A 24,117-nucleotide genomic window follows, 5' to 3' on the forward strand; every position below is an offset into this window, starting at 1 on the left:
GGTAAGCGCTAGGCCCTGCGCATGAACGAAACTCCAGATCCCAAAAGCTTCCGGGTCGCCGCGCTCTACCGCTTCTGCCGGCTTGACCGGTTCGAGGAGATGCGCGCGCCGCTGGCCGCCTTCTGCTGCGCGCGCGGCATCAAGGGCACGCTGCTGCTGGCCCGCGAAGGCATCAACGGCACCGTTGCCGGCACCACGGAAGCGATCGCCGAACTGGTCGGCCACCTGAATGCGCAGCCTGAGCTGACCGGCTTCGACGTCAAATACAGCCACGCCGCCGAAATGCCGTTCCACCGAATGAAGGTGCGGCTGAAGCGCGAGATCGTGACCATGGGCGTGGAAGGCATCGACCCGCTGGAGAGCGTCGGAACCTATGTCGAGCCGGCGGAGTGGAACACGCTTATTTCCGACCCGGAAACCGTGGTCATCGACACCCGCAACGGCTACGAGGTGGCGCTCGGCACCTTCAGGCGCGCCCTCGATCCGCAGACCGACAGTTTTCGCGAGTTCCCGCAATGGGTGGACGAGCACCGCGGCGAACTGGAAAATCGCAAGATTGCCATGTTCTGCACCGGCGGCATCCGCTGCGAGAAGGCCACCGCCTTCGTGAAGTCGCTGGGCTTCGACGAGGTGCTCCACCTCAAGGGCGGCATCCTGAAATATCTGGAGGAAGTGCCCGCCGAACAGAGCCTGTGGGAAGGCGAATGCTTCGTCTTCGACGAGCGCGTATCGGTTGCGCACGGGCTGGTGGAAGGCGAGGCTGAACTGTGCCGTGCCTGCCGCCATCCGCTGACGCCCGCCGAGCGGGCCTCGCCGAAATACAGCCCCGGCATTTCCTGCGAGTACTGCCACGACAGCCGCTCCGAGGAAGATCGCGCCCGCTATGCCGAGCGCCAGCGGCAGGTGGAACTGGCCGCCAGACGCGGCAGGGACCATATCGGAAGCTGACTGCCTCCCCCTTTCGCATCGGTGCTCCTTCCGTGTCATTGTAATGACAAGGTTGCCGCCCTACCTGTCTGCGACAGAAATCGCCCTATGGGCCTTAGCGGAGGTGCCGATGTTCGACCCCAAGAAGCTTCTCGACGATCTGCTCGGTTCGCAGATTCCCGGAACGACCGGAACCGTCCGGGACAAGGCCGGTCAGGCCGTGCAGATGGCCAAGGACAATCCTCTGGCCGCCGGCGCGCTCGCTGCCGTGCTTCTTGGCACTGGTCCCGGCCGCAAGGTCGGTGGTGCTGCGGTGAAGCTCGGCGGTCTGGCGGCCATTGGCGGCCTCGCCTACAAGGCCTACCAGAATTACCAGAACGGCAAAAAGCCGGACGAGGCCGCGCCCGCTGAAGAACAGGTTCTGCTGCCCCCGCCCGCCGATACCGAATTCCATCCCTCGCAGGCCCCACAGGGCGAAGCCGAATTCGCCCTGACGCTGGTGCGCGCCATGATCGCCGCCGCCAGGGCCGATGGCAGGATCGACGATGAAGAGCGCCGCCGCATCGGCGAGAAGCTCAGCCTTTCGGGGCTCGATTCCGACGCGGAGAGCTTCCTCAGGGCAGAGCTCGAATCGCCGCTCGACCTCGACGCGCTGGTGGCGGCTGCCCGGACCGAGGCGCAGAAAGTGGAGCTCTATACGGCCTCGCGCCTTGCCGTCGAAGCCGACACCCGTGCCGAACGCGGCTATCTCGATCTGCTGGCCGGACGCCTTGGCCTTGCGGACCAGCTTGTCGATCACATCGAGGCCACGGTTGCCTCCTCCGGTGCGCCGCAACCGGCCCCCGTTCCCGGCTCGCCGTGGTGAGAACACAGCCGTTAACCAGTTGTTAGCCTTCAGGGCGCAGCATTTGAAACAGACGGACGCGTCTTCCTCCTCCCGGACGCTGTCTGCAAATTGGGGCGATCGCGAATGATCGCCCCTTTTGTATGCTTGCCTTGCGCCGCCGGTTCTGCGAACCCTCTGCCAGTCCTGAGGAGGAAGCATGGCAATCAAGGGAACAGCAATCGTAACGGGCGCCGGCTCCGGCATCGGCAAATGCGTGGCGCAGGCTTTGCTGCGTGACGGCTGGAACACGGTGTTCTGTGGCCGCCGCACCGAACCGCTGGAAGCGGCTATATCCGAAACGTTGGACACCGAGGCAAAAGGCCTTGCCGTTTCCTGCGACGTAAGCTCGCCAGAGCAGGTTGAAAACCTGTTTCGCACGGCGGCCGAAGCTTTCGGCCGCATCGATCTTCTGTTCAACAATGCCGGAATGGGCTGCAAGGCGGCCCCCATAGATGAAATCCCGGTCGAAAGCTGGCACGAGGTTCTCGGCGTCAATCTCACCGGGTCGTTCCTGTGCGCCCGCGCGGCCTTCGGCGCCATGCGCCGGCAGGAGCCCATGGGTGGCCGTATCATCAACAACGGCTCGATCTCGGCCCACGCGCCGCGTCCGGGCTCGGTTCCCTACACCACCACCAAGCACGCCATCACGGGGCTCACCAAAACGCTCGCCCTCGACGGCCGCCCCTTCGACATTGCCTGTGGCCAGATCGACATCGGCAATGCGCTGACCGAAATGGCGGCACCTATGGCGGCAGGCATTCCGCAGGCCAATGGCAGCGTGGCGGTCGAGGCGGTGATGGATGTGCAGCGGGTGGCGGAAGCGGTCGTCTACATGGCCGGCCTGCCGCTCGATGCCAATGTGCTGTTCATGACGGTGATGGCAACCAAAATGCCGTTCGTCGGCAGGGGTTGACCTTCTCGCCCTGGAACAGGTCCCGCATCGCGCTGGTTCTTGCCGGCCGGCTTCTTTCCTGTGAGCCTCACCGCAAAGAGGAAGGGAAGCAAGCATGGCAGACGTTCTGAGCGACTGGCAGCCAAGACCGCGCCCCGGGCGCAAGGTTCTGGAGGGACGTAACGTGCGGCTGGAGCCGCTCGAGGCCGCGCGCCACGGCGACGAACTGTTTGCGGCGTCTGCCGTCGCGGATGCCGGATCGCGCTTCGCCTGGCTGCCGGAACTGCCGCCTCAGGATCGCGCCGCCTTCCAGCCATGGCTGGAAAAGGCCGAAGCCAGCCCCGATCCGCTGTTCTTCGCCGTCATCGACAAGGCGAGCGGTAAGGTTGCCGGCCGCCAGACACTGATGCGCATCGATGCGAACAACGGCGTAGCCGAGATCGGCAATATCTATTGGGGCCCGCTGGTCTCGCGCAAGCCGGCCGCCACCGAAGCGCAATTCCTGTTCGCCTCCTATGTCTTCGATGAACTCGGCTATCGCCGCTATGAATGGAAGTGCAACAACGCCAACGAACCCTCGAAACGCGCCGCCGAACGTTTCGGCTTCACGTTCGAAGGCCTTTTTCGCCAGCACATGGTGGTGAAGGGCGCAAATCGCGACACGGCGTGGTATTCGATCATCGACAAGGAGTGGCCGGCGCTGAAAAGCGCCTATATTTCCTGGCTGGACCCGTCCAATTTCGATTCGGACGGACAGCAGATCCGGCGGCTGGAGGAATTCCGCGCCGTCACCTGAGCCTCGAAAGGCGGCGAGCATGGCTCATTCGCACAAGGCTGGCGAAGCAGCGCACGGTCACGCGGCACATAATCATGCCGGCCATAACCATGCGCATGACCATGGCGGCGCCACCGACAAGCGCCGGGTGATGATCGCTGCCTGCCTGACGGGCGGCTTCATGATCGCCGAGGCGCTGGGCGGCATCTTCACCAATTCGCTGGCGCTGCTTGCCGATGCCGGCCACATGCTCACCGACACGCTGGCGCTCAGCCTGGCATGGTATGCGTTCCATCTGGCCGAACGTCCGGCCACGGCCCGCATGTCCTACGGTTTCGGACGGGTGAAGACGCTGGTTGCCTATACCAACGGCATTGCCATCTTCGTCATTGCCATATGGATCGTCTATGAGGCGTGGCAGCGTTTTCAGGAGCCGCCGCAGGTGCTCGGCGCTCCGATGCTGGTGGTCGCGACGCTCGGGCTGTTGGTCAATGTCGCGGGCTTCCTGATCCTGCATGGCGGCGACCGCGAAAGTCTCAACATGCGCGGCGCCATCCTTCATGTGCTGGGCGACCTTTTGGGGTCGGTCGCCGCCATTGCCGCGGCGCTCATCATCATCGCCACCGGCTGGTACCCGATCGATCCGATCCTGTCGGTGCTGGTGGCTGTCATCATCCTGTCCACGGCCTGGCGGCTGATGCGCGAGGCTGCCCATCTCCTCCTGGAGGGCACGCCCGAAACGCTGGACCGCGACGCGGTCGCAGCCGATCTCACAGCCAATATCGCGGGCTTGCGCGACGTCCATCATGTGCACCTGTGGTCTCTCGACGGCTCGAAGCATATGGCCACGCTTCACGCCCGGCTGGACGAAGGAGCCGACGCCCATGAGACGGTCGCGGCTATCAAGCGAAGGCTGGCTTCAGATCATGGCGTAGACCATGCGACGGTCGAAACGGAACTCGGTTGCTGCGCAGACGGCCATGGCAACGAGGACGAACACCATGGTCATTCGCAGCACAACGTGGCAAAGCAGGGTTCATGATGTTTGACATGGCTGGCTGGCGCCAGCCGCACGCCACCGAGGAACGACCATGACCCGCGAAACCAGACAGACGGCGATCGCCACCTTCCTGATTCTGGCCGTGTTCGGGACATTCCTTTATTTCGTGCCGCAGATCATGATCGCGGTCGGCGCCATATCGCCGGTTCTGGGCGCCGTCGTCATCGGGCTCGTTCTGGTGGCTCCGTTCCTGTTTTTCTGGCTGCGTTCGCGCCGCCAGAACGGCAACAGTTGAGTCCTCAGACGCTGAGGCTGGCCGACAGAAGGGTCACGCCGACAAGGAAGATGAAGGCGGCGGCGCCGATCTCGATCGTGGCATGAATGCGGTTGCCAAGCCTGCCGCCGCCGGCCAGCAGCACCGCCCAGTTCTTCGCCGTCACCGCCAGAACGGCCAGCGTCGAGACGGTGATGGCGGTGCCCAGCGCCATCGCCAGAACCGACAGGATGCCCGCCATCCATAGCCCGTTCAGCAGGGCAAAGGACAGCACGATCAGCGCTCCCGAGCACGGCCTGAGGCCGACGGCCGCCATGGCCGACCATGCGGTGCGCCAGTCGAACCGGTCCGTCGACAGAAGCGCCGGGTCAACGGCATGCGAATGGCCGCAGCTCGAGCACACCATGCCATCTTCATGATGATGGGCATGATCGTGGTGATGATGCGCGTCGTCATGGGTATGGTGGCCGTGGCTGCAATGGCCGTCATGATGGTGGTGATGCGCCTCATCATGGTCATCGTGATTGACGTGCGCTGCGCTGGCTGCTGAAAGGCTGTAGGCTGGGGCTACTCCCACCATCCGCCTCACGACCGGCCCCGCCTTCTTCCACAGAAGCCAGGCGCCGAAGCCGGTAACGAAGACATAGCTCGCGATTTCAAGGAAATGCGCGGCATTGGTCATCGACACGGACGTGCCGCGCAGCACGAAATAGGCAAGCAGCATGATCACGATGGCGGTTGCCGCCTGCAGGAATGCCGAGATGAAGGACAGCACCACGCCGCGGCGCAGTGCTATCTCGTTGGCCAGCATGTAGGAAGAAATCACCGCCTTGCCGTGGCCGGGTCCGGCCGCATGGAAAACGCCATAGGCGAAGGACAGGCCAACCAGCATCCACACCTGCCCGCCATCGTCGCGCAGCGCCTTCATGGCTGATGACAGCGAGCGGTAGAACGCCTGCTGATGCTGGTTGATCCAGATCATCAGCCCCGAAAACATGCCGGTGGAGGGGATGACGGCTTCATTGGCGCCGATGCCGAGCGAGCTTTGCGCATGGGCATGGCCGGCGAAATGCGACAGGATATAGGCGACCGCCAGCAGGGCGAACGTTGTGCGTATGAAGATCTTGTTCAAGGGACGGTCCTCACGCATGGCATTTGAGTTCGAGCTTGGTCGCGAAAATCTTGCTCATGTCGGTGCCTGCCGGATCATTGAAGAATGCCTCGGTCAGGGTCTGCTGGTTTTCGGCCAGGGCGGCATCTGGATCGGGACGAATCACCGTGCGGACGCAGGAAGAAGGCAAGCCCTCCACCGCCATGTTGGCGTCTTCGGTGAAGTCGATGGCGGTATAGAAGGTGGGATCGTAGACGCCGAGACGGATGTCGCCTGCGAGCTGGATCGGCGTCTCGGGCTCGGATTCGAACAGGATGATGAGCTGGTTGTTCTCGAAATTGGCCATGATCGCGGCCGGCGGCTTCATCTTTACATCCTTGCCGTCCACGGTGACGAGCTGGAAATAGTTGAAGTCGGCCAGCGAGGCATGGATGGTGTTGGCCACCTCCTGCAGCTCGGCAGCGTCGAGCTTCAGGTCGGCATTGGCATCGAACTCCATCAGGACGGTGGAGGAAAACAGGTCGTCGAAGCGCCACAGATGGCGCAGCGCCTTCACCGTCTGGTGATCGGGACCAAGCACCACGTCGAGCCGCGCTTCGGCGAACACATGCGGATGCACGCTTGCGGGAACCGTACATGCAAGCAGGGCGGCAATCGCGGCCCCCGCCTTCAGCACTGTGCGTTTGAAGGACATATGAAGGTTCGTGTTCCCTGTCTTGCTGCGTGCCCGAGGATTATCACAAAGCAGGCGAAAATGGGACAATCGCACGAAACCATGACAGATGTGTCATGGCGCTGCGCGGGTTTTGAACCAGTCGGCGAGATAATCCACGAAAACACGCACCTTGGCCGGCAGGTAGCGTCGGTGCGGGTAGACCGCGAAGATGCCGCCGCCTTCCAGGATCCGGTCTTCCAGAACCGGCACCAACCGGCCGGCGGCAACCTCCGGTTCGGCGATGAAATCCGGCAGACCGGCGAAGCCGAGGCCGGAAACGGCGGCAGCGCGCGCGGCGATCGGGCTGTTGACCTCGATGGGGCCGGCCACGGACACGCTGATCGTCTCGCCGCCCTCGCCCTTGAAGGGCCAGTTCGACAGCCACCTTCCGTTGGTGTCAACGATGCAGGGCATGCCGGCGAGGTCCTGCGGCCTGGCGGGCCTGCCATGCGCAGCCAGCAGCTCCGGCGAACCGCAGATCATCACCCTGAATGGCGCCAGCTTGCGGGCGATCAGCGACGAGCTCTCCAGCCGCGAGATGCGAATGGCGAGGTCGAAGCCCTCTTCGACCAGATCGACAAAGCGGTCGTCGAGCCTGATCTCCAGCACGATGTCGGGATGAGCCTTTGCAAAATCGACCAGTGACTGGCCAATGGGCGCGTCGGCAAGGGTACGCGGCGCCGACAGTTTGATTCGCCCGCGCACGTCGCCGGATGATTCGCGCACCGAATCAGCAAGGCTGTCGATCTCACGGACGATCTCGGAGGCGCGCCGGTAGTAGGTGTGGCCGGCCTCGGTGAGGGAGAACTGGCGCGTGGTGCGGTTGAGCAAAAGCGCGCCCAGCTCGTCCTCAAGTTCGCGCACATATTTGGAAAGCAGGGCCTTCGACCGCCCTATCTTGCGTGCGGCGGCCGAAAAACCCTCGGCCTCCACCACATCTATGAATGCGCGCATGCGTGTCAGCGTGTCCATGAGGCTTCCTTCCGCCGGATAACAGGCGCAGCCATCGTCTCCAAAAGTGAAACGATGATGGCAGGATTGTTCGATGCCGGAATTTTTTCAAGGCACTCAAAGATTTGAGTTGATTGTGACATGCGCTGTTCCTATATCGCGCTTGCCCAAAGTCGCACGTGCCTGTGGGCGTCCCCCGGTTCCTCGAATGGCGAGGACAATCGGGACGGTACCCGGGAAATAACGAGCCCGGTCGATCAAGTGGCCAACCACGTGATCGAGGACGCCTTGAAGCAACGACGGTGCGGGCCTTTCTGGTGTCTGCCGATCGTCCATAGATCGGGGTTACTGAAGAGGCACACCTTCATTGCCGGCAGTGCGGTTGGGAATTCCCATCCAAGCCAAGGCAGACAAAGCGAGCCGAAGCCGGGCAAGGCTTCAGCTCACCGCCGCGGAAAGGCGTTTCGGGGTTCCGGTGTCTCCACCGGCCGGCTCCCCGCAAATTCTCTTCCGCCTTTGTCCACCGCGTTCATGCGAGGCTGCGCGCCCGCTCGACGCAGCCTTTGTGTGCGCCTTGTCCGGCGCGATGGAGAAGACCCCATGGCCACTCAGCGTATCCTCGATTTCCTCGCCACCCGCCGCCCGAGCGGTCCCTGCCTCGTCGTCGATCTCGACGTCGTGCAGGAGAACTATCGCGCGTTCGAGAAGGCGCTTCCGCAGTCGCGCATCTTCTATGCGGTGAAGGCTAACCCTGCGCCCGAGATCCTGCGCCTGCTCGCTTCGATGGGCTCGTCCTTCGACACCGCCTCGGTCGCCGAGATCGAGATGGCGCTCGATGCCGGTGCCACGCCCGACCGCATCAGCTTCGGCAACACCATCAAGAAGGAGCGCGACATTGCCCGCGCCCATGAGCTGGGCATCCAGCTCTATGCGGTGGATTGCGTCGAAGAGGTGGAGAAGATCGCGCGCGCCGCTCCCGGTGCCCGCGTGTTCTGCCGCGTGCTGACCGATGGCGAAGGCGCCGAATGGCCGCTGTCGCGAAAGTTCGGCTGCGCCCCGGCGATGGCCGTCGACGTGCTGCGCCATGCCGCGGCGCTCGGCCTCGACGCCTATGGCGTGTCGTTCCATGTCGGCTCGCAGCAGACCGACCTCACCTCGTGGGACCGCGCGCTGGCTGACGCCGCCAATGTGTTCGGCAAGCTGGCGGCGGAAGGCATCGTGCTCAAGCTCGTCAACATGGGCGGCGGTTTCCCGACCCGTTACCTGACCGACGTTCCCGCCGCTCAGGCCTACGGACAAGCGATCTTCGATGCGCTGTCGAAGCATTTCGGCAACCGCATCCCCGAAACGATCATCGAGCCGGGCCGCGGCATGGTCGGCAATGCCGGCGTCATCAAGTCGGAAGTCGTCCTGATCTCGAAGAAGGCCGACAACGACAATGTGCGCTGGGTCTATCTCGACATCGGCAAGTTCGGCGGTCTGGCAGAAACCATGGACGAGTCCATCCGCTACCCCATCGTCACCCCGCGTGACGGCGATGCGATGGAGCCGTGCGTACTGGCCGGCCCGACCTGCGATTCGGCCGACGTGATGTACGAGAAGAAGCCCTATCCCCTGCCCCTGTCGCTGACCATCGGCGACGAGGTGCTGATCGAGGGCACGGGCGCCTACACGACCACCTATTCGGCGGTCGCCTTCAACGGCTTCGAGCCCCTCCGATCCTACGTGATCTGACGGGCTCCCGGCTCGTCAGATCATCCGTGCGCCGGTGAAATTGTCTCCGGCGCGCGGGCTCGCTCGTGGAAAAACTCCGCCTGTGAAGGATCGCGGATATGAACAGCCTCGCCATCGCCTCTGCTGATTTCAACATCTCGTTCGGAACTGCCGGTGCAGTTCAGGACATGCCGGCTTTCGCCATCGAAGCCGAACGTCCAGCCGACAAGGCTGCGCGCGAGGCTCTGCTCGACCGCGCCATGGGGCCGGGACGCAAGCGCAAGTCTTCCGAGGCGCTACGCCGCGGACGCCTGCCGGCAGAGGGTCTTGCGCTCGTCGCCCGCTCGGCCGATGGCGCGGTTCTCGGAACCGTGCGCCTGTGGAATGTCACCCTCGGCGCCGGCGGCCGGCCGGCCCTGCTGCTTGGCCCGCTCGCGGTGGAACCGTCCGTGAAAAGCGCCGGCATCGGCTCCGCCCTCATGCGGCAGGCGATCGCCGAGGCGCGCGATCTCGGCCACGGCGCGATCCTGCTTGTCGGCGACGAGCCCTATTATGGCCGTTTCGGCTTTTCGGCCGAGCGCACCGGGGAACTGGCAATGCCCGGCCCCTATGAGCGTCACCGCCTGCTGGCGCTCGAACTGACGCAGGGCGCGCTGGATGGTGCCTGCGGCACCATCACCGCATCCGGCCGCCGGAAACGGAACGAACGCACACGCGCCGCTTGATTTTCATATGAAAAAGGCCACCCCGTTCCGGGGTGGCCTTTTTTTATTGTCCTCGCGCCGATGTCTTTAAAGGCCGAACCCAACTCATCCGTCGGGAACTCAGTTCACCCGCATTTGCAGGGTGGCCTGCCTGTTTTGCAGTCCCAACCGTTCCCGGCCGCCAGAGCATTTTGCAGCCAGATTGAAACACCTTGCGGTGCATAAATGCAGCGAAAACAAAGAGATACAGCATTTCTGCGATTCAGAGAAAGGCAGAAATGCTTTATTGGCCGAAACCTCAGTTGACCTTGGTTTCAAATTTGGCCACGGACAGGAAGTTCACGGCAGTTCCGGTGAACTGATTGGCTTTCCCCATCTCGTTACGGGCCTGGAAACCGGTGGTGTAGACCTCGGTCGGCGCGGTGCGCACCAGATTATAGGCATAGCGCGGTGCGGTCGTGGCGTTGGCGGCCTTTTCCACATGCTCGCCGGAATTGAGCGCCCAGCGGGCAAGCTTCGGCTCGGCGGAAACAACCACAGCCTTAGGCTCCGGCTTCGCTACATCGGGCGTCGGGCGGGCAGCCTTGCGGGTGGTCTTGACCGAGCCGCCGATCGCGCCAGCCGGATCGGCCGGCGTTGCGATGGCTGCCGAGCGTGGAGAGGCTGCAGGTGCAGCATCAACATCGGCGGGATCGACAAAAGCCGAGCGCGGCGTCGGCACGGCGGCCACCTGATATTCGGCAAGGTCCTCCGTCTTCTTTTCCGCTTCAGCCAGCAATGCCTTGACCTCGTCATTCGGGCGGGCGGTCGGCACGGCAGCAACCACGGCGTCCGAAGCAGGAAGAGCTTCATCGACTTCCAGCGCTGCAAGTGCGGTCAGGTTCTGCGAAGCCGTGCTTTCACGCGGCCGGAAACTCGGCACCGGCACGCTTTCATTCGCGGCCACCTGCGGCGGCGGCTCGGCGCTGGCCTGAGCGAACGGAACATTCGCCGGTGGCACAGCCGCCGTCTGAATCGGGTTGACGTCGGCAATGCCGAACGGAACCTGATCCGGCGTCTGAACGCCCACCTCTGCCCTGGGTCGCGGCGCGGCGCCCGGAACAGGAATGCTCCTGACCGGCAGTGCGGCAATGATCGTCTCAGGCGTTTCCTGCACCGGCTCGTCCGCAAGCTGTGGAATTTCGGCACGATTGGCCCGATCAGGCGAGATCACGGCAATGCCGGGCAATGGCTCTGCCGGCTTCTTTGCCTGTGCGGAAGCGGGTGCCGAGGCAACCGGCTTCTTCGGCGCAGGCGCTGCCGCAACGGCCACGCTGTTATCCTCGTCCTCATCAGCTCCGCCACCGCGGAACAGGGCTGCCAGCAGGCCTCCGGACTTGCCCGACTTGCCCGATGTGGTGGGGCCGGCCAGAGCGATTGCCGGCGCACCGGCCGCATTTCGCGACTTGTAGGCAGCCAGAGCCTGCTCATAGCCCGGCAGCGGCTTGCCGTCGCTCGGGACATGCAGCGTCTTGCCGTCGGGGAACACGCTCGCCAGTTCCTTGCGGCTGATGCCCGGCCAGTGACGAACATTGCCGACGTCCATGTGAACGAAGGGCGATCCCGATGTCGGATAATAGCCGACGCCGCCGCCCTGCATCTTGAGGCCGATGTCGCGCAGCTTCTTCAGCGGCACACCGGGAATGAAGAAGTCCATCGCCTTGCCGAGCATGTGCTGGCTTTTCTGGGCAACGCCCTTCGAGCGGCCACGCAGCATGTTGTTGGTCGCGGGCGAGCGATAGGCGCTGACGACATGGATATATTCGCGCGATCCGCTGGCCCTGTAAGCCTCCCAGACAAGATCCATCAGGCGGGGATCCATCTTTGTGGGCTCGTTGCGGCGCCAGTCACGCAGAAAAACGTTGAGTTTCTTCAGGCCATCCTGATCGTAGCGTCCATTGCGCTTGAACACGATCTCCGCCTTCTCCTTGGTGTGGAGATTGTGGAGCTTCAGCGTCCTCACCTCCGCATGAGCGGCTGTAGAAGAAACTGAATAAAGACCGAAAGCGCATACCGCCGCCGCCACCCATCTGGTGAGGGTTCCGCAGGAATGCCGACCGTTGATGTGTCGCTCGCTTCTGTTCAAATCAAAAGGCCTTGCAGGCTGCCGTTTGTCCCCGGATTTGAGCAAACGGATATGGATTAACCAAATCCGAATATCAATCCTAATGGTTAATGGTCCCTTATTGAAGGCCAAATGCGGTGACAGCGTGGCAACCGCACGGCCAAAAACGCACATGGCCGCGCATGGTAAACAAGCCATTTATAAAGCGTTAACAAAGAGCTAACGTGACAGACTTACGCCGTCTCGACCCGGACGGCGCGCCCGGTTTCCGGGTCGATGCCATATTCCCTGAGCTTGCGATAAAGGGTCGAGCGACCGATACCCAGCCTTCGTGCCACCTCGCTCATGCGGCCGTTGTAGTGTTCGATCGCAAAACGAATCATTTCAAGCTCGGCTGCTGAGAGCGCGCGCACATGGCCGCGCGCGTCCAGCATCGGAAGAAGGCCCGGCCGCAATTCCGGCTCCGAAGGTTGCGCAGGCGCCTCGACAGGTGCTTCATCCGGGTTTGGAACAGGTGGTTCCCTGCCAGTTCCGCGCTCGCGGTCAAGGTCGATCGTCCCTTCCACCTGTGCGCGGATCTGCGGGAACTCCTCTTCCGTCAGCATATCCCCTTCGCAGAGCACAGATGCGCGGAAAACAGCGTTTTCAAGCTGCCTGATGTTTCCCGGCCAGTCATAGGCCTCAAGCAGCGAGAGAGCTCGATCGGATATGTTTCGCGGGGGATGGTCGACGACCACCTCCTTCATGAAATGCTTCACCAGCAGCGGAATGTCTTCCCGGCGCTCACGCAGCGGAGGCACCAGAATTGGAAAAACATTGAGCCGGTAGAACAGGTCTTCGCGGAATTTGCCGTCCCGCACCTGCTGGATCAGGTCGCGGTGTGTGGCCGAGATCAGCCTGATGTCGACCTTCACCGTCTGGCGACCGCCGACCGGATCGACCTCGCCTTCCTGCACCGCGCGCAACAGCTTCACCTGCGCATCCAGAGGTAGGTCGCCCACTTCGTCCAGGAACAGCGTTCCCTCATGCGCCTCGACGAATTTGCCGGTATGGCGATCCGTGGCGCCGGTGAAAGCGCCCTTCTCATGGCCGAACAGGATGCTTTCGACGAGATTTTCGGGGATGGCGCCGCAATTGACGGTGACGAAAGGTTTCGTGCGGCGGTCGCTGCTGCCCTGTATGGCGCGTGCCACCATCTCCTTGCCGACGCCGGATTCGCCTTCGATCATGATCGGAATGCGCGAGGCTGCGGCCTTCTGGCCGAGCCGCAGCACGCGTTCCATCGCCGGGCTGCGTGTCAGCAGGTCCCTGAAGGTGAGTATGCCGGCAGCACGCCGCGCCACCCGTCGCGTCTCCCCCTCGGCCGCACCGACCTTCAGCGCACCGGTGATCGCCGACTGGATGCGCTCGGGCGATGCCGGCTTGACGACGAAATCGAAAGCGCCGTGGCGCATGGCCTGCACGACCGTTTCAATGCCGCCCTGCGCGGTCTGAACGATGACCGGCACGCGGATATCGCGCTCGCGCATGGCCCTGAGCACGCCGATCCCATCCAGCCCCGGCATCGACAGGTCGAGGATCGCGACCGAAATATCGCCTCCCCCGTCGAGGGCCCGAAGGCCGGCCTCTCCGCCATCGGCAACCACGGCCTTGTGGCCGAATTTCGAGACCGCCGCCTCCAGCAGCCTGCGCTGGACCGGATCGTCATCGACTATGAGCACGGAACCTGACATGAACGCCCGAACAGCCCGCCTTTGATTTTCCCCTATGGATCAACGTGGCACAGGGTTCTAAATAAGGTTTCAAGAAAGCCGGTGAATGAATTGTTTCGCCGCCGGCCAAATGGCCGCTGTACTATAGAATTTCAGATCGAAAGGTTTCCCATGCCAAGTTTCCCGGAAAGACAGTTTGCCGCGTCCTCCGCAGCACAGGCGAAGGCGGATCTCGGCGACCTGCCGGTGTGGAACCTTTCGGATCTCTATGCCAGCCACGACGCACCGGAACTGAAGCGCGATCTGGAAAAGGCGGCGGCCGATGCCATCGCCTTCGAAACCCGCTGGAAAGGCCGGCTCACCGCCGAGGCCGAACGCGGCAGCGAGGGGGGGCTGGGCGCAGCCATGCGCGAATATGAAGCACTGGACGAACTGGCCGGCCGCATCGGCTCCTATGCCGGCCTGCTCTACACGGGCGACACGTCCGACCCGGTTCGCGCCAAGTTCTACGGCGACGTGCAGCAGAAGCTGACCGATGCCGGCTCGCATCTCCTGTTCTTCGGGCTTGAGCTGAACAAGATCGACGATGCGCTGATTGAAAAAGCGCTGTCGGCAGATGCGGGCTTCGGCCACTACCGGCCGTGGATTGAGGATCTGCGCAAGGAAAAGCCCTATCAGCTCGAAGACCGCGTCGAGCAGCTTTTCCATGAAAAATCCGTCACCGGGCGCGGCGCGTGGAACCGCCTGTTTGACGAGACCATGACCGGCCTGCGCTTCCAGATCGACGGCGAGGAGCTGACGCTGGAACCCACGCTGAACCGCTTGCAGGATGCCGATGGCGAAGTGCGCCGCAAGGCTTCCGAGGCGCTCGCCGCCACTTTCTCGAAGAACATCCGCACCTTCAGCCTGATCACCAACACGCTCGCCAAGGACAAGGAAATCTCCGACCGCTGGCGTGGCTTCGAGGACATCGCCGATTCCCGCCACCTCGCCAATCGCGTCGAGCGCGAGGTGGTCGACGCGCTGGCGTCAGCAGTGCGCGAAGCTTATCCGCGCCTGTCCCACCGCTATTATGCCATGAAGGCCCGCTGGCTCGGCATGGAGACCATGAACCACTGGGACCGCAACGCGCCCCTGCCCGAGACCCCGCAGGCGACAATCGGCTGGAACGACGCCAGGAGCACCGTTCTCGACGCCTATAACGGCTTTTCGCCGAAGATGGCCGACATTGCCCGCCAGTTCTTCGATCTGAACTGGATCGACGCGCCGACCCGCCCCGGCAAGTCGCCGGGCGCCTTCGCGCATCCGACGGTGCCGTCCGTCCACCCCTATGTGCTGCTCAACTACATGGGCAAGCCGCGCGACGTGATGACGCTGGCCCACGAACTGGGTCACGGAGTGCATCAGGTGCTGGCCGGCGCACAGGGCGCGCTGATGGCCTCCACCCCGCTGACACTGGCCGAAACCGCTTCGGTTTTCGGCGAGATGCTGACCTTCCGCTCGCTGCTTGAGCGCACCACCGACAAGCGCGAGCGCAAGGCCATGCTTGCCCAGAAGGTGGAGGACATGATCAACACGGTCGTGCGCCAGATCGCCTTCTACGAATTCGAGCGCAAGGTGCACACCGAGCGCCGCAATGGCGAACTGACCTCTGAACAGCTTGGACAGTTCTGGATGGAGGTACAGGCTGAAAGCCTCGGCCCGGCGATCAGGCTCGGCGAAGGCTATGAGACCTTCTGGGCCTATATCCCTCACTTCATCCACTCACCCTTCTACGTTTACGCCTATGCCTTCGGCGATTGCCTGGTGAACTCGCTCTACGCCGTCTACCAGAACGCCGAAAGCGGCTTTCAGGAGAAGTATTTCGACATGCTGCGCGCCGGCGGCACGAAGCACCATTCCGAACTCCTGAAGCCGTTCGGGCTCGATGCCACCGATCCCGGCTTCTGGCAGGGCGGACTCGGTGTCATTTCCGCGCTGATCGACGAGCTTGAAGCTCTGGACAGCGCTGCCTGAGAACGGGTGCAAGGTGCCGGACACTTCCTTCATTCTGTTCCGCGACGATCCCGCGCGCCGCGAAAAGCTGTTTTCGCAGCCTTCCGAGATCATAGCGCCCTTTGAAGCCGATGAATTCGAGCCCGCATGGGAGCGGCTGCAGGCAGCTCACGAGGCCGGGAAATGGCTGGCCGGCTATCTTTCCTACGAAGCCGGCTACCTGCTGGAGCCCAAGCTTGTGCCGCGCCTGCCCGATGGCAGGCGTGCGCCACTGCTGTGCATCGGTGTCTTCGATGCGCCGCTGGAGCAGCAGGCGCCTGAGCCGGCACGGCCGGCCACCAACGACCCCATTCATGATGCGCAGGCACGCTGGTCCTTCGCCGATTACGAGAAGCGGTTTTCGCGCCTGCACCGGCATCTGCGCGAGGGCGACTGCTATCAGGGCAATCTGACCTTCCCGATCGACGCGCAATGGACCGGCGATCCGCTCGCCGCTTTCGATGCGCTGACCGAGCGCCAGCCCGTTCGCTACGGCGCCTTGTCAAATCTCGGCGCGGGTCCCATCGTGCTGTCGCGCTCGCCCGAACTGTTCTTCGAGATCGACGGGGAAGGCTGGATCGAGACCCATCCGATGAAAGGCACCGCGCCGCGGGGTGCCACGCCGGAAGAAGACGCGCGGCTGAAGGAATTCCTGCGCAACGACGAGAAGAACCAGGCCGAAAACCGGATGATCGTCGATCTTCTGCGCAACGACATTTCCCTCATCAGCGAAGTAGGCTCGCTCGATGTGCCGGAACTGTTCCGCATCGAAAGCTATCCGACCGTCCACCAGATGGTGAGCCGCGTGCGGGCAAAGCTTTTGCCAGACCTTTCGCTGCGCAACATTTTTGCGGCCCTGTTTCCCTGCGGCTCGATCACCGGCGCGCCCAAGATCAGGGCCATGGAAGTGCTGCGGGACCTCGAAACCAGTCCGCGCGGCGTCTATTGCGGCGCCATCGGCTGGATCGCGCCCGGCGGCGCCATGCGCTTTTCGGTCGCCATCCGCACCATCTCGCTCTACCCGCAGGGCGAGGCCGTCTACAATGTCGGCGGCGGTGTGGTGTACGATTCCACGGCTGAGGAGGAGTACCGCGAATGCCTGCTGAAGGCCCGCTTCGCGACCGGAACGGTCCCGGCTTCGAGTTGATCGAGACGCTGCGACGGGAGCCCGAAACAGGCTTCCTGCGGCTCGACCGGCATATGGCGCGGCTTGCCGCCTCGGCCTGCGAACTTGGTTTTTCCTGCGACACAGACAAGGCCGTTCAGGCACTGGAAAACGCCGCTGCCGGGGCAACGACGGCGCTGCGCATGCGATTGCTGCTCAGCCATGACGGCACGGTCACGGCCACCGCCCAGCCTTTCCAGCCCTTGCCGGAAGGCACGGTCTGGCTTTTGGGGCTGGCGCGGGCGCGCCTTGCCTCGAACGACCCGCTGCTGCGCCACAAGACGACGCGGCGCACGCTCTATGAAAGCGCCCGTGCGGAATATCCCTTATCTGAAGTTGACGAGGTGCTTTTGATGAACGAGCACGATGAGGTCTGCGAAGGCACCATCACCAGCCTGTTCGCCGATTTCGGCGAGGGAGTTCTCGTCACGCCCCGCCTGCGCTGCGGCCTGCTGGCCGGCGTGTTGCGCGGCGCACTCATCGATCAGGGGCGCGCCGTGGAAGGCGTGATCCCGGCCTCATCGCTTCCATCGGCAAGTGCGCTCTATGTGGGCAATGCGCTGCGTGGCCTGATCCCCGCGACGTTTCTTCCCTAGGGAAAGACGGCTATCGCTTCACCATATATCGAGATTTAGCGGCCTGATCGGGTCGCAATTGTCGAACGCGCCGCCTTTCACTGGTATGTGACAAAGATCTGTGATTGTTGCGCCGTCCTGCGGCAAGCCTGCCGAACGCGATCCAACAGGGAGCATGCGAAGAATGGCAAACTCGAAATGGCCGGTTTACGGCGAGATTACCGGTCCGCTCGTCATGATCGGCTTCGGCTCCATCGGCCGCGGCACGCTGCCGCTGATCGAGCGCCATTTCAGCTTTGACAAATCGCGCCTGACGGTGATCGATCCGCGCGACACCAACCGCAAGCTTCTTGACGAGCGCGGCATCGCCTTCGTTCAGGAGGCCGTGACACAGGACAATTTCAAAGAGCTGCTCACCCCGCTGCTCACGGCCGGCGAGGGCCAGGGCTTTTGCGTGAACCTGTCCGTCGACACGGGTTCCGTCGATCTCATGCGCCTTTGCCGCGAGCTCGGCGTTCTCTATGTCGACACGGTGATCGAGCCATGGCTCGGCTTCTATTTCGACGAGAAGGCGGACAATGCCTCGCGCACCAACTATGCGCTGCGCGAAACCTTGCTGAAGGAAAAGCGCAGGCGGCCGGGCGGCACCACCGCGGTTTCCACCTGCGGCGCCAATCCCGGCATGGTTTCGTGGCTGGTCAAGCAGGCGCTGGTCAATCTCGCCGGCGATCTCGGCCTCGATGCCAATGATCCGCCCGCACCGGGCGACCGCGAAGGCTGGGCGAAGCTCATGCGCGATGCCGGCGTGAAGGGCATCCACATCGCCGAGCGCGACACGCAGCGCGCGAAGAAGCCCAAACCACTGGATACGTTCTGGAACACATGGTCGGTCGAGGGTTTCATCGCCGAGGGATTACAGCCCGCCGAACTCGGCTGGGGAACCCACGAAAAATGGATGCCGAAAAATGCCCGTGGCCACAAGAAAGGCTGCGGAGCGGGTATTTATCTGGACCAGCCCGGCGCCACCACCCGGGTGCGGAGCTGGTGCCCTACCCCCGGGCCGCAATATGGCTTCCTCGTCACCCATAACGAAGCCATCTCGATCGCCGATTTCTTCACGCTCCACGGCAAGAAGGGGGGCGGCAAGAAGGGCAAGGTCCACTACCGGCCGACCTGCAACTACGCCTATCACCCGTGCAACGATGCGGTGCTGTCGCTGCACGAAATGTTCGGCGCCGCCGGAAAGCCGCAGGCCACCCAGCATGTGCTGGAGGAAAAGGAGCTGCTCGACGGCGTCGATGAACTGGGCGTGCTGCTCTACGGCCACGACAGGAACGCATACTGGTATGGTTCGCAGCTTTCGCTCGCCGAAGCGCGCAAGCTGGCACCCTACCAGAATGCCACCGGCCTTCAGGTCAGCTCCGCCGTGCTTGCCGGCATGGTCTGGGCACTGGAAAACCCGCAAGCCGGCATCGTCGAGGCAGACGAAATGGATTTCAGGCGCTGCCTTGAGATCCAGTCGCCCTATCTAGGGCCTGTGAACGGTTACTATACCGACTGGACGCCGCTCGAGAACCGCCCCGGCATGTTCCCCGAAAGCATCGACGCCAAAGATCCGTGGCAGTTCCGCAACATATTGGTGAGATAGGCTTGTGCCCTTCCCGGTTGCCCTGCTTGCAATCGAGCCTAAATCGCGCGATTGAACAGAAGCGGATCGAGGAGATGCCCAGGATGAACATTGCCCGTAAAGTTGTAAATGCAGGCCTGATCATGTTGATGGCCGGTGCGCTGGCCGCCTGTACGACAGCCCCACCGCCTCCCGGCGGACCAGTTGCGGCGCGCAACGGTGTCGACGGCTCGTGGATCGATGCGCAGGGCACCGGTCTTTCCACCTTCTCCAGAGGCGCCTTCCAGACGGTCGCCACCGACACCGGCCAGAAGCTGTCCGACGGCAGCTACCGCATGACCGGCGCGAATTCGGTCGAGATCAGCGGCACCTCGCTGATCCGCCAGTCGCCCATCAGCTTCAACTGCCTGATGGTATCGACCAGCCAGCTCAACTGCACCAGCGCCACCGGCCAGAATTTCGTCCTGACGCGCCGCGCCTGAGTTCCCTGATCTGAGCACACATGCGGCGTATCGTCCGCCGCATGTGGGTGCGGCCAGACGCTGCATTGCATCCTGACAGGACAGCGCTAGGTTCTGCGGCTCGTGGAGAAAGCGAGCGCATGACACAGATCGATCAGACAGAAGCCGCCGCCGTCAAATCGCCGGCGGCCCAGCCCGGCCAGCCTGTTTCCCGGCAGGTTCCGGTCCGCCCCGCCAAGGTCGGCGTCATGCTGCTCAATCTCGGCACGCCCGACGGCACCGAGTTCAAGCCGATGTGGCGCTATCTGCGGGAATTCCTGTCAGATCCGCGCATCGTCGAGCTGAACAAGCTGATCTGGTATCCGATCCTGTATGGCATCGTGCTGACCGTGCGTCCGAAGAAATCCGGCGAGAACTACGCCCGCATCTGGAACCGCGAGCGCAACGAATCGCCCCTGCACACCTTCACCCGCTCGCAGAGCGAGAAACTGTCGGTTTCCCTGCGCGATCTGGCCAATGTCACCGTCGACTGGGCCATGCGATACGGCAATCCTTCGACCGGCAGCGTGGCGAAGAAGCTGGTTGAGCGCGGCTGCGACCGCATTGTCTCGTTCCCGCTTTATCCGCAATATTCGGCCACCACCACCGCCACCGCCAACGACCAGCTCTTCCGCGCGTTCATGAAGATGCGCCGCGCACCCGCCGTTCGCAGCATACCGCCCTATTACGACGAGCCGGTTTACATCGACGCGCTCGCCACCTCGATCCGGAAACATCTGGCCACGCTCGATTTCGAGCCGGAGGTGATCCTCGCCTCCTATCACGGCATTCCGAAAGCCTTTTCCGACAAGGGCGACCCCTACCGGCGCCATTGCCTGGAAACCACGCGCCTGTTGCGCGAGAAGCTGGGCTGGGGCGAAGACAAGCTCATGACCACCTTCCAGTCGCGCTTCGGCGCGCAGGAATGGCTGCAACCCTACACGGACGCCACGGTCGAGAAACTGGCGAAGGATGGGATAAAGCGCATCGCCGTCCTCAATCCCGGTTTCGTATCGGACTGCATCGAGACCCTCGATGAGATCGGCCGCGAGGTTTGCGAGGAATTCATTCATGCCGGCGGCGAGAAGTTCAGCCATATTCCGTGCCTGAACGACAGCCCCGAAGGCATGGCCGTCATCGAGACTCTGGTGCGCCGCGAACTGGCCGGCTGGGCCTGATCCCAGCCTTATCCTGCTTTCCGGACACTGAACCTGTGTGAAGCCGCTGTTTTTGCAGCAGGCGGTTTCCACTTCGGCCGGCAATGCTCTAAATGTCTTTCGACAGCAAATGCTTTCGAGAGGTAACGGGCGATGCTCGCAGGGTTCGATATTGTCATAGTGGTGCTGGCGGTGGTTGTGCTGCTGGTGCTGTTCGCGGGCATCAAGACGGTGCCGCAGGGCTTCAACTTCACCGTTGAGCGCTTCGGGCGCTACACGCGCACCCTCTCCCCGGGCCTCAACCTGATCGTTCCCTTCGTGGACCGCGTCGGCGCGAAGATGAACATGATGGAGCAGGTGCTCGATGTTCCGACGCAGGAGATCATCACCCGCGACAACGCCATCGTCGCCGTGGACGGCGTCGCCTTCTATCAGGTGCTGAACGCCCCGCAGGCCGCCTATCAGGTGGCAGGCCTGCAAAACGCCATCCTCAACCTGACCATGACCAACATCCGCACCGTCATGGGCTCGATGGACCTCGACGAACTGCTCTCCAACCGAGACACCATCAACGAGCGCCTTCTGCGCGTGGTGGACGAGGCAGCCCATCCTTGGGGCATCAAGGTCACGCGCGTCGAGATCAAGGACATCAACCCGCCCGCCAATCTGGTGGACTCCATGGCCCGCCAGATGATGGCCGAACGCGACAAGCGCGCCCAGATCCTGACCGCCGAAGGCCTCAAACAATCGCAGATTCTCGAAGCCGAGGGCCGGCGTGAAGCCGCCTTCCGCGACGCCGAAGCGCGTGAGCGCGCGGCAGAGGCGGAAGCCCGCGCCACGCAGGTGGTTTCCGAAGCCATTTCCAAGGGCGACCTGCAGGCGCTCAATTATTTCGTCGCGCAGAAATACACCGAGGCTCTGGCGAAAATCGGTTCTGCCACCAATTCCAAGGTGGTGCTGATGCCAATGGAAGCCTCGGCCCTGATCGGCACGCTGGGCGGCATCGGCGAGATCACCAAGGAAGTGTTCGGCAATGGCGGCAGCTCGGCCGGCGCACGCCAGTCCGGTGCACGCCCGCCGGTGGTTCGGTCCACCGACTCGTGAGATTTAGCAACAGGCGGAAGCCATGATCGCGCCCATCATCTCAGAACTCGGACCGTGGAACTGGGTCGTTCTCGGCCTCGTTCTGCTCGGCCTCGAAATCTTCGCGCCGGGCGTCTACCTGCTGTGGATCGGCATTGCCGCGCTCATCGTCGGCGCCGCGTCTCTGGCCTTGTGGGAAGCAGGCTTCTGGGGCTGGCAGGTGCAGGTTCTGCTGTTCCTCATCCTGTCGCTGGCGTCGGCCTATTTCGGCAAGAAATTCGTCGTGTCACGTCAGGGCGACACCGACCAGCCTCTGCTCAACCGCCGCAGCGAGCAAATGATCGGACGCACCGCCACGCTGGCCGAGCCGATCCGCGACGGGCGCGGCCGCATCCAGCTCGGCGATACTCTGTGGCGTGTCTCCGGCCCAGACCTGCCGGCCGGTACGCGCGTGCGCGTCATTGCCGCGGCCGATACCGATCTCGAACTGACAGTGGAAAAGGCCGAGTAAAAGCTCTTGGCCCGTCAGTAGCGGGCGAAGCTGCGCGCACCCTCGGCACCGAAGATGAGAACGTCATAGGTGTCCGGCGTTCCGCCGGTTTCCATGCCGGGCGAGCCGACCGGCATTCCGGGCACCGCGAGACCGATTGCGGGAGGCCGCTCCGCAAGCAGACGGCGAATTTCGCGCGCCGGCACATGTCCCTCGATGACGTAGCCGTCGATGACCGCCGTATGGCAGGACTGGACAGAGGCGGGCACACCGAGCGCGGTCTTGAGCGGATCGAGGTCCTCAACCAGCCGGTCGCGCACAACAAAACCCTCGGCCCTCATATGGTCGATCCAGGCTCCGCAGCAATTGCAGGAAGGCGAACGCGCGACTTCGACCACCTGTTGCGCGGCAAATACGCGCCCGCCGCCAAGCGCCATCCCAATCCCGGCTCCGGCCAGAGCCATTACGGTGCGACGGCTTAATCCCTTCATGCAGATATCCCTTCTCAGCAGGTTCTGATCCCACCGCAATCATCGGCGCAGACCTTGCTGCCACCTTCCAGCGCTGGAAGGTCAAGACCTTTTTAAGGGGCTTTTTTAAAAGGAATGCCCGGCAACCTGACGGATCAGGCAGCGCCAACGCGCAGCAGATCGTGGAAATGCAGGATGCCGACAGGCCGGCCTTCCTCGGCCACCACCAGCGCGCTGATCGAATGCTGGTTGAGCAGAGCCACCGCCGAGCCGGCGAACATATCCGGCTCAATGGTCTTCGGCGAGCGCGTCATCACATCGTCGACGGTCGTGCGGGTCAGATCGCGATGCAGATTGCGAGCCAGATCACCATCGGTGATGATACCCACCAGCTTGCCGGCATCATCCACCACGCACACGCAACCCACGCGCTTCTGCGCGAGCATCGCGATGGCTTCGGGCATTCCAGTGCCCGGCCTGACCACGGGAATCTGATCCCCGACACGCATGATTTCCGAAACCCGCGTCAGATTCGCGCCAAGCTGTCCGCCCGGATGAAAGGTGCGGAAGTGTTCCGGCGTGAAACCCCGCGCTTCCAGAAGCGCGATGGCCAGAGCATCGCCAAGCACGAGTTGCAGCAGGGTCGAGGTGGTAGGCGCCAGCCCATGCGGACAGGCTTCCGCAACCCGCGGCAAAAGCAGAACCACGTCCGACGCCCGCGCCAAAGCCGATTCCGCACCGGAAGTAATGGCGATCATCGGAATGGAGAAACGGCGCGAATAGGCGATGATGCCCTTCAGTTCCGCCGTCTCACCCGACCATGACAGCGCAATGATCGCGTCGTTGGGGGCGATCATGCCAAGGTCGCCATGATTGGCCTCGGAAGGATGCACGAAGAAAGCCGGCGTGCCCGTCGAGGCGAGCGTGGCGGCGATCTTGGAACCGATATGCCCGCTCTTGCCCACGCCGGTGACGATGACCCGGCCCTTTATGGCCGAAATCGTATCGACGGCCTGCCGGAAAGGCCCGGCCAGTCCGTTCTGCAGGGCATCGGTCAGAGCAAGCAATCCCGCCTGCCCGGTCGCGACGGTGCGGAGTGCGGATTCCACGGTCGGGTGCCGCAGATCGGAAGCGCTGGTATCGGTCATGGGCGTGCGCTTAGCGCTTCATACGCTTCATGTCCAATAATTTGCTCCTGACGCCCTCACCCGAACCTCCATTCAACCCTCCGTTAACCATCACCGTTTACGGT

The 24,117-nt window shown here is 63.1% G+C and carries 23 protein-coding genes; 16 read left to right on the plus strand and 7 right to left on the minus strand.

The annotated features are described in order from the left end of the window. The first annotated feature begins 21 nt into the window (after positions 1 to 21). The 6 genes from trhO (at position 22) to HNR59_RS14940 (ending at position 4,775) form a co-directional block, all read left to right on the plus strand. Positions 22 to 948 (plus strand): oxygen-dependent tRNA uridine(34) hydroxylase TrhO, encoded by a 927-nt coding sequence (gene trhO, locus HNR59_RS14915; protein ID WP_183831813.1) that lies wholly within the window; start codon positions 22 to 24, stop codon positions 946 to 948. Positions 949 to 1,057: 109 nt separating this feature from the next. After that, positions 1,058 to 1,792, plus strand: a complete 735-nt coding sequence (locus tag HNR59_RS14920) for a tellurite resistance TerB family protein (protein ID WP_183831814.1) — start codon at positions 1,058 to 1,060, stop codon at positions 1,790 to 1,792. 178 nt (positions 1,793 to 1,970) lie between these two features. Then, on the plus strand, positions 1,971 to 2,726 hold the full coding sequence (locus HNR59_RS14925; protein WP_183831815.1) for an SDR family oxidoreductase: 756 nt from the start codon (positions 1,971 to 1,973) through the stop codon (positions 2,724 to 2,726). Between the two features lie 94 nt (positions 2,727 to 2,820). Further along, complete coding sequence (locus HNR59_RS14930) at positions 2,821 to 3,501, plus strand: GNAT family N-acetyltransferase (RefSeq protein WP_183831816.1); 681 nt, start codon at positions 2,821 to 2,823, stop codon at positions 3,499 to 3,501. Between the two features lie 19 nt (positions 3,502 to 3,520). Further along, positions 3,521 to 4,522, plus strand: a complete 1,002-nt coding sequence (locus tag HNR59_RS14935) for a cation diffusion facilitator family transporter (protein ID WP_183831817.1) — start codon at positions 3,521 to 3,523, stop codon at positions 4,520 to 4,522. A gap of 49 nt (positions 4,523 to 4,571) precedes the next feature. Then, positions 4,572 to 4,775 (plus strand): hypothetical protein, encoded by a 204-nt coding sequence (locus HNR59_RS14940; protein ID WP_183831818.1) that lies wholly within the window; start codon positions 4,572 to 4,574, stop codon positions 4,773 to 4,775. Positions 4,776 to 4,779: 4 nt separating this feature from the next. Here the strand turns inward: HNR59_RS14940 and HNR59_RS14945 are convergent, their stop codons facing one another. From HNR59_RS14945 to HNR59_RS14955, 3 genes are all read right to left on the minus strand, one after another. Beyond that, positions 4,780 to 5,886, minus strand: a complete 1,107-nt coding sequence (locus HNR59_RS14945) for a nickel/cobalt transporter (protein WP_425488666.1) — start codon at positions 5,884 to 5,886, stop codon at positions 4,780 to 4,782. Positions 5,887 to 5,896: 10 nt separating this feature from the next. Further along, positions 5,897 to 6,559, minus strand: a complete 663-nt coding sequence (locus HNR59_RS14950) for a DUF1007 family protein (protein WP_183831820.1) — start codon at positions 6,557 to 6,559, stop codon at positions 5,897 to 5,899. 93 nt (positions 6,560 to 6,652) lie between these two features. Then, on the minus strand, positions 6,653 to 7,552 hold the full coding sequence (locus tag HNR59_RS14955) for a LysR family transcriptional regulator (RefSeq protein WP_183831821.1): 900 nt from the start codon (positions 7,550 to 7,552) through the stop codon (positions 6,653 to 6,655). A gap of 579 nt (positions 7,553 to 8,131) precedes the next feature. Between HNR59_RS14955 and odc2 the strand changes: the two genes are divergently transcribed. Together odc2 and HNR59_RS14965 are read left to right on the plus strand one after the other, a co-directional pair. Beyond that, positions 8,132 to 9,265, plus strand: coding sequence for an ornithine/lysine decarboxylase (gene odc2, locus HNR59_RS14960; RefSeq protein ID WP_183831822.1), 1,134 nt, complete (start codon positions 8,132 to 8,134; stop codon positions 9,263 to 9,265). Between the two features lie 167 nt (positions 9,266 to 9,432). Further along, positions 9,433 to 9,969 carry a GNAT family N-acetyltransferase gene (locus HNR59_RS14965; RefSeq protein ID WP_183831975.1) on the plus strand — a complete coding sequence of 179 codons (537 nt, stop codon included), beginning with the start codon at positions 9,433 to 9,435 and terminating at the stop codon, positions 9,967 to 9,969. A 277-nt stretch (positions 9,970 to 10,246) separates the two neighbouring features. Here HNR59_RS14965 and HNR59_RS14970 read toward each other — a convergent pair whose 3' ends face one another. Next, positions 10,247 to 12,013 (minus strand): peptidoglycan L,D-endopeptidase MepK, encoded by a 1,767-nt coding sequence (locus HNR59_RS14970; protein ID WP_425488669.1) that lies wholly within the window; start codon positions 12,011 to 12,013, stop codon positions 10,247 to 10,249. Positions 12,014 to 12,285: 272 nt separating this feature from the next. Next, positions 12,286 to 13,785, minus strand: coding sequence for a sigma-54-dependent transcriptional regulator (locus HNR59_RS14975; RefSeq protein ID WP_183831824.1), 1,500 nt, complete (start codon positions 13,783 to 13,785; stop codon positions 12,286 to 12,288). 150 nt (positions 13,786 to 13,935) lie between these two features. Between HNR59_RS14975 and HNR59_RS14980 the strand changes: the two genes are divergently transcribed. The 8 genes from HNR59_RS14980 (at position 13,936) to HNR59_RS15015 (ending at position 22,416) form a co-directional block, all read left to right on the plus strand. Continuing rightward, positions 13,936 to 15,780, plus strand: a complete 1,845-nt coding sequence (locus tag HNR59_RS14980; RefSeq protein ID WP_183831825.1) for a M3 family oligoendopeptidase — start codon at positions 13,936 to 13,938, stop codon at positions 15,778 to 15,780. Positions 15,781 to 15,793: 13 nt separating this feature from the next. Beyond that, positions 15,794 to 16,945: an aminodeoxychorismate synthase component I gene (locus HNR59_RS14985; RefSeq protein ID WP_183831826.1), complete on the plus strand. Its 1,152-nt coding sequence runs from the start codon at positions 15,794 to 15,796 to the stop codon at positions 16,943 to 16,945. Continuing rightward, complete coding sequence (locus tag HNR59_RS14990; protein ID WP_183831827.1) at positions 16,894 to 17,559, plus strand: aminotransferase class IV family protein; 666 nt, start codon at positions 16,894 to 16,896, stop codon at positions 17,557 to 17,559. Before HNR59_RS14985 ends, HNR59_RS14990 begins: the two co-directional genes overlap by 52 nt. 163 nt (positions 17,560 to 17,722) lie before the next feature. After that, a complete protein-coding gene (locus HNR59_RS14995) occupies positions 17,723 to 19,186 on the plus strand; it encodes a homospermidine synthase (protein WP_183831828.1) in 1,464 nt (487 codons plus the stop codon). A gap of 83 nt (positions 19,187 to 19,269) precedes the next feature. Then, a complete protein-coding gene (gene omp10, locus HNR59_RS15000; protein WP_183831829.1) occupies positions 19,270 to 19,647 on the plus strand; it encodes an outer membrane lipoprotein Omp10 in 378 nt (125 codons plus the stop codon). 119 nt (positions 19,648 to 19,766) lie between these two features. After that, on the plus strand, positions 19,767 to 20,843 hold the full coding sequence (gene hemH, locus HNR59_RS15005; protein ID WP_183831830.1) for a ferrochelatase: 1,077 nt from the start codon (positions 19,767 to 19,769) through the stop codon (positions 20,841 to 20,843). A 132-nt stretch (positions 20,844 to 20,975) separates the two neighbouring features. After that, a complete protein-coding gene (locus HNR59_RS15010) occupies positions 20,976 to 21,926 on the plus strand; it encodes an SPFH domain-containing protein (RefSeq protein ID WP_183831831.1) in 951 nt (316 codons plus the stop codon). Between the two features lie 22 nt (positions 21,927 to 21,948). Next, complete coding sequence (locus HNR59_RS15015; RefSeq protein WP_183831832.1) at positions 21,949 to 22,416, plus strand: NfeD family protein; 468 nt, start codon at positions 21,949 to 21,951, stop codon at positions 22,414 to 22,416. Between the two features lie 14 nt (positions 22,417 to 22,430). Here HNR59_RS15015 and HNR59_RS15020 read toward each other — a convergent pair whose 3' ends face one another. Both HNR59_RS15020 and HNR59_RS15025 read right to left on the minus strand, forming a co-directional pair. Continuing rightward, positions 22,431 to 22,886, minus strand: a complete 456-nt coding sequence (locus tag HNR59_RS15020) for a DUF411 domain-containing protein (protein ID WP_183831833.1) — start codon at positions 22,884 to 22,886, stop codon at positions 22,431 to 22,433. 134 nt (positions 22,887 to 23,020) lie between these two features. Further along, a complete protein-coding gene (locus HNR59_RS15025; RefSeq protein ID WP_183831834.1) occupies positions 23,021 to 24,013 on the minus strand; it encodes a KpsF/GutQ family sugar-phosphate isomerase in 993 nt (330 codons plus the stop codon). Positions 24,014 to 24,117: the final 104 nt, after the last annotated feature.

The organism is Aquamicrobium lusatiense (genome assembly GCF_014201615.1).
Classification (GTDB): domain Bacteria; phylum Pseudomonadota; class Alphaproteobacteria; order Rhizobiales; family Rhizobiaceae; genus Mesorhizobium; species Mesorhizobium lusatiense.